Source organism: Kitasatospora sp. NPDC088861 (genome assembly GCF_044750105.1).
GTDB lineage: Bacteria > Actinomycetota > Actinomycetes > Streptomycetales > Streptomycetaceae > Kitasatospora.
Window position 1 is genome coordinate 1 of the sequence record NZ_JBIVJF010000063.1, and the last position, 5,005, is coordinate 5,005.

Genomic DNA, 5,005 nt, shown 5'->3' on the forward strand with positions numbered 1-5,005 from the left:
GACCCGGCCGCCACGAGATCCTGAAAACGAGTCCGTGCCGCAAGAACCAAAGCCGGACAGTTGGGGGGAATCCCCTATCGAACACCCTCTGACAGGCCGCCCGGGGCCGTGGGAGAGTGAGGCGCCGGCCGGTGACTCGGGTTCTTCCCGGCCGCGGTCCCGACGGGGAACTTGAGAATGATCAGTGCCCGATCGGGGCGCGGGGATTGGGCTGGCCGGCCCGGCGGGACTGTCTTTGCGTGATGCGCCTGGTCATGAGGGTGATCGCGGCCCAAGTGATCAACGACTCGGAGTGCTGGATCAGCCGTTCGTAGTCCCTGGCGTGCCGGCGGGCGTGCGTGATCCAGGCGATCGACCGCTCCACCACCCAACGGCGCTTGATCACGACGAAGCCCTTCACGCCCTTCGGCCGGCCGACGGTCTTGAGGGTCAGGTTCAGGTACTTCTTCGCCCAGCCGCCCAGCTTCGGGCCCGCGTAGCCGGAGTCGGCCCAGACGATCGTGATCTCCGGATGCATCAGCCGCAGCCGGAACAGCACTTCCTTCGCCGCGTCGCGGTCGGTCATGTCGGCCGGGGTGACCATGACGAACAGCGGCAGGCCGTGGGTGTCCACGACCAGGTGGCGCTTGCGGCCGTTATCTTGAGCCAGCACTTCCGTGTTCTTCATGTGTGTGAAGTTCGCTGAATACCTGTTTCTGAGGGTGTGCGAAGCGTTCGGCTGGGCCGGGAATCGAACGGGTGGTGTCTCGGGCGTGGGTCCGCGCGCTCGCGCTGCTGGCCGGGGAGGCTGGGCCGGGTGAGCGTCGAGAGCGAGTTCCCGGTGAGCGCCGAGCAGGTCTATGCGGCCCTGGTCGCGCTGGGGGACGAGCCCGTACTCGATCCTGAACTGTGGCCGCAGGGTCCGGAGGAGGGAAACCGCCGGCGGCTGCTCGGCGTGCTGCTGGCCAGGGTCGAACTGGAGGTCACCGCCGCGACGAGGCTGGGGGTCGACCAGGACCAGGCCGAGGTGCTGCTCGGGTGGATGGACCAGGCCGGCCCCGGCTCTGCGGTGTCGACCAACGCGCTGATCAACCGGTTGCAGCGCACTGGCGTGCAGCTCATGGGCCTTGACCAGGACGAGACGCCCCCGGGCCGGATGGCGTCGGCGATGGCGATCGCCGTCGCGGTGGACGCGCTCGGCGCCCACCTCCACTTCGAGGCCGGCGACGTGGACGGGGTCCGCCGGGGTCTCGGCCGGACGGAGGCGGCCCTCATCGAGATCCTGCGGAGCATCCACGACCTGCGGGCGGAGATCAGCGACGCGGAAGAGGAACCCGACTGAACCGAGACGGTCAGGTGCCGGCCGCGGGCCGGACCGGCGTGGTGAGGAGCAGAAGGCGGCCGGCCGCGGCGACGGGCCGGAAATCGAAGACGCTGGTGAACGGGCCGGAGATCAGCAGCAGCGCGCCGTGGACGTGGACGCGGTTTCGCCACTCCCGGGTGGCGGCGATCTCGCCGTCGAACCAGGTCAGGCCGCACGGGCGACGAACGGTCAGCCGGTAGCCGTCCAGGACGGTGGACCAGGCGCACTGCTGACCGGTGGTGAGGGCGGGGACGTCGTCGTGCGGGGCCCAGCCGTCTTCGGCGAGCAGGGGACGACCGGGGGCTGCGGGGACCACCAGGGCCGGACGGCGGTCGGGCATCAGCTCGGGCCAGGGCCGGCCTAAGCCGGTGCTGCTGATGATCTCCATGCGTGGCCCTTCCCCCAAGTCCGCCCGTTCACCCTGCTCGTCGGATGGATCACATCATCGGGCAGGAAGCGGCCCCGGTGTCGGCGAACCGGCTGACCGGCGCCGGGAGGTCGTGGGAGAGTAGGGGTCGGCCGGTTCTTCCGGCGGCTCCGGGTGGCGATCGGTTGGCCGACTCCGAGAACGATCAGTCCCGCTGGGCCTCGCGGGACGCCGGCTGGCCCGAGCGCCTGGACTGCCGCTTGGTGATGCGCCTGGTCATCAGGGTGATCGCGGCCCAGGTGATCAGCGACTCGGAGTGCTGGACGAGGCGTTCGTAGTCGCGGGCGTGCCGGCGGGCGTGCATCACCCAGGCGTGCGAGCGTTCGACCACCCAACGGCGCGGCAGGACCACGAACCCCTTCGCGTCCTTGGGCCGGCTCACCGTCTTGATGGTGAGGTTCAGGTACTTCTTCGCCCAGCCGACCAGCTGCCCGGCGTAGGCGGAGTCGGCCCAGACGATCGTGATCTCCGGGTGCATCAGCCGCAGCCGGAACAGCACCTCCTTCGCGGCGTCGCGGTCGGTCATGTCGGCGGGGGTGACCATCACGAACAGCGGCAGGCCCTTCGTGTCCACCACCAGGTGCCGCTTCCTGCCGTTGATCTTCTTCGCCGCGTCGTAGCCCCGGCTGTCCTTGCCGACCGTCTCGGCGGCCTTCACCGACTGCGAGTCGATGATCGTGGCGACCGCGCCCGGCGCCCGGCCCATGTCCCGGCGGACCCGGGCGCGGAGCTGGTCACGGATCTGGCCGATCACCCCGGCCGCCGCCCAGCGCGCCATGAAGCCGAAAACCGTGCGCCAGGGCGGGAAGTCCTTCGGCAGCGCGCGCCACTTGCAGCCCGTGTCCACGACGTACCGAATCGCGTCCACGATCTCCCGACGCGGGTGCTTCTCCGGCCGCCCGCCGGCCTTCGTCTCGCAGGCCGGAACCGGCAGAAGCGCCTCGATCAGCGCCCACTCGTCGTCGAAGGTGTCCGACGGGTAGCAGCGACGCCGGGCCAACCTCGTTCCCTCCCCTCAAGACGAAGGCCCTGGTCCGGCCGGCTCCGCCGGCCGGACCAGGACGGTCAGGCATCGCTGTAGTCCGCGATCATTTCGAGCGTGGACTCCACCGAGCTGATCTGGGTGTTCAGGTGCTTCACCCACCGGCCCTTGGGCTGGAGGGCGAAGTGCGGGGCGACAACACCGGTGATGAACCGGCGGAACTCGGTGAGCTTCTCGCGGATCACCGCGGCCTCGTATGCCTGCAACTCGACCGGGTCGGAGCAGAACCGGTAGCCGTCCGCCCTCGTCCAGATCAGCGGCGGCCAGCCCCGTTCGGCGATGGTGTCGCGCAGGCAGGCCAGCCCCGCCCGGGCCTGACCCGCGCTGAGCGAGGAGGCCCGGCCGAGCTGGTCGAAGGTCAGCCCGGCGGGACGGGCCTCGAAGAGGACCTTGCGAACGGTGTCGGCGTGCCGCTCGGCCGCCGCCGACCTGCGCCGGGAGGCGCGGGGCATCGCCTACTCACCCTGGAGCAGGCGGGCCAGCTCGCCGTCCATGTCGACCTTCCCGGTGTCGACCGCCGTCTCGATCCAGTCCAGCGTCGCCCTCACGCGCGCGCAGTTCTCCCGGATCACCGACTGCTCGTCGTCGCCGAGCTGCCGGTCGCGCAGGCCCGGGACGACCCGCCCGGCCGCGGCGACGAACGCGTGGCAGGCCGTCACCAGGTCCAGGAACTCCACCGACCGGTCGATCTTGCGGATCACCGGCGCGATCGGGCTGTTCTCCTCGAAGTGCTCGCGGGCCTGCCGCCCCCGCTCGACCTGGGCGTGGTTGACCTGGTGGCGGGTGGTGTCGTCGGCCATCGCCCGGGCCGCGACGTCCGGGCGCCGCAGCAGCCCGGTGGTCACCTCCGCCGCGACGTGGTCCTCGCGGGTCAGCTCCTCGACCACCCTCACCTTCTCCGCCGGGGCGACCCGGGCGACCACCGCCGGCCGGTGCAGGAACTTGGGGGCGACCGCCGCGGCGACCTCGTCGTCGCGGGTCAGCTCCTCCACCACCCGGACCTTGTCCTCCGGCTTGACCTGCGCGACCACGCCCGGACGCCGCAGCAGGTCGCCGGTCACCACCGCGGCGACCTCCTCGTCCTGGGCGAGGGTGTGGATCGCGCTGACCTTCTCCTGCGGGGTCACCGGAACATCGACCTGCCGGCCGACCCTGCGCTTGGCGTCGTCCGCCGTCCACCTTCCCTGGGGCTGCGGTGGGTTGAGGATCGCCTCGAACCGCTCCCGCTCGTCCGCGATCCCCGCCAGGACCTCGTGGACCGTGAAGGAGACGCCGGCCTGCCGGCGGTCCTTGGGCCACCGCGAAGAGGTCCACCTCGCCCGTCTGACCTGCGAGTAGGTCAGGCCGACGTCGTCGGCCACCCGGGCCAGCGACTTCTTGACGGAGAACATCTCGTCGCTGTGCTCCTGGCCGCCGACCTCGCGCATCGGCTCGATCTCCAGCGCGTAGTCGCCGATCGTGAACTGCGCGCGGGTGGTCGTCTCGACCAGCTTCCGCAGCTCGGCGACGATCTCCTGGTATCGGTCGGCGCTGACGCAGCCGACCTTCTCCGCTATCTCCTGAGCCATGTGGAATCTCACCACCAACTCGCGGACCAGGCACGGCAGTTGGCCGTGACGGGACCGGTCCGCTTCCGTGCAGCAGAGTCCGGCCCGGAATGTGGTGATCACAACAACTAGCCTGCGGATGAACGAAGTTGAGCGAATCGTGACCGTTTCGGCGTTCGCTCAACGGTCACTGTGACCGTTCGCCGAACGGTTCGTTCCGAGACCGCCAGGCCCTCATCACGCACCGCCGCGAGCAGTACCGGGCGTTCGAACGCCGATCCACCCCGGCCACCCACCACGCGTCGCACTCCGGGCACTCCACCCGGCCGGCCCCGCTCAGCTCGGCCGCCACCCGCTTCCGCAGCCGCTGGTCCACCCGCCACTGCCTGGCACGACACGCCGTCGAGCAGAAACGCGTACCGGGCCGCGACTCCGGCCTCAGCCGTACGTCGCAGCCCTCGCACCACCGCTCACCAACCGGCCCGCTGTCCTCGGACACCAGCCCAGGCTAGGGCTCCAGGCTACCCGGATCGGGGGTTCAGACACAGGTACTCAGCCGGGCGGCCCGCTCGGCCGGGATGGTGGCGCGTCGTAGGCGGCTGTTGGCGATGAACAGGCCCAGGCTCACCTCGACCACGGTCCCGTCG

At 70.6% G+C, this 5,005-nt stretch carries 5 protein-coding genes and 1 pseudogene; 1 reads left to right on the plus strand and 5 read right to left on the minus strand.

Annotated elements, in window-relative coordinates; all coding sequences use genetic code 11:
- Positions 1 to 235: 235 nt before the first annotated feature.
- Positions 236 to 650: pseudogene (locus ACIP37_RS37660) on the minus strand (transposase); the annotation flags it as partial.
- 146 nt (positions 651 to 796) lie between these two features.
- On the opposite strand from ACIP37_RS37660, the gene ACIP37_RS37665 reads away from it, so the two are divergent.
- The gene (locus tag ACIP37_RS37665; RefSeq protein ID WP_400812583.1) at positions 797 to 1,321 is read left to right on the plus strand and encodes a hypothetical protein; all 525 of its coding nucleotides are present in this window, start codon (positions 797 to 799) and stop codon (positions 1,319 to 1,321) included.
- 10 nt (positions 1,322 to 1,331) lie between these two features.
- On the opposite strand, the gene ACIP37_RS37670 is transcribed toward ACIP37_RS37665, so the two are convergent.
- The 4 genes from ACIP37_RS37670 to ACIP37_RS37685 all read right to left on the minus strand — a co-directional run bounded on the left by ACIP37_RS37670 (position 1,332) and on the right by ACIP37_RS37685 (position 4,379).
- The gene (locus tag ACIP37_RS37670) at positions 1,332 to 1,730 is read right to left on the minus strand and encodes a hypothetical protein (RefSeq protein WP_363584775.1); all 399 of its coding nucleotides are present in this window, start codon (positions 1,728 to 1,730) and stop codon (positions 1,332 to 1,334) included.
- A 184-nt stretch (positions 1,731 to 1,914) separates the two neighbouring features.
- Positions 1,915 to 2,769 (minus strand): IS5 family transposase, encoded by an 855-nt coding sequence (locus ACIP37_RS37675; RefSeq protein ID WP_363629851.1) that lies wholly within the window; start codon positions 2,767 to 2,769, stop codon positions 1,915 to 1,917.
- 65 nt (positions 2,770 to 2,834) lie between these two features.
- The gene (locus ACIP37_RS37680; RefSeq protein WP_363629849.1) at positions 2,835 to 3,263 is read right to left on the minus strand and encodes a RacP protein; all 429 of its coding nucleotides are present in this window, start codon (positions 3,261 to 3,263) and stop codon (positions 2,835 to 2,837) included.
- Positions 3,264 to 3,266: 3 nt separating this feature from the next.
- A complete protein-coding gene (locus ACIP37_RS37685; RefSeq protein ID WP_400812586.1) occupies positions 3,267 to 4,379 on the minus strand; it encodes a DUF6192 family protein in 1,113 nt (370 codons plus the stop codon).
- Positions 4,380 to 5,005 lie beyond the last annotated feature (626 nt).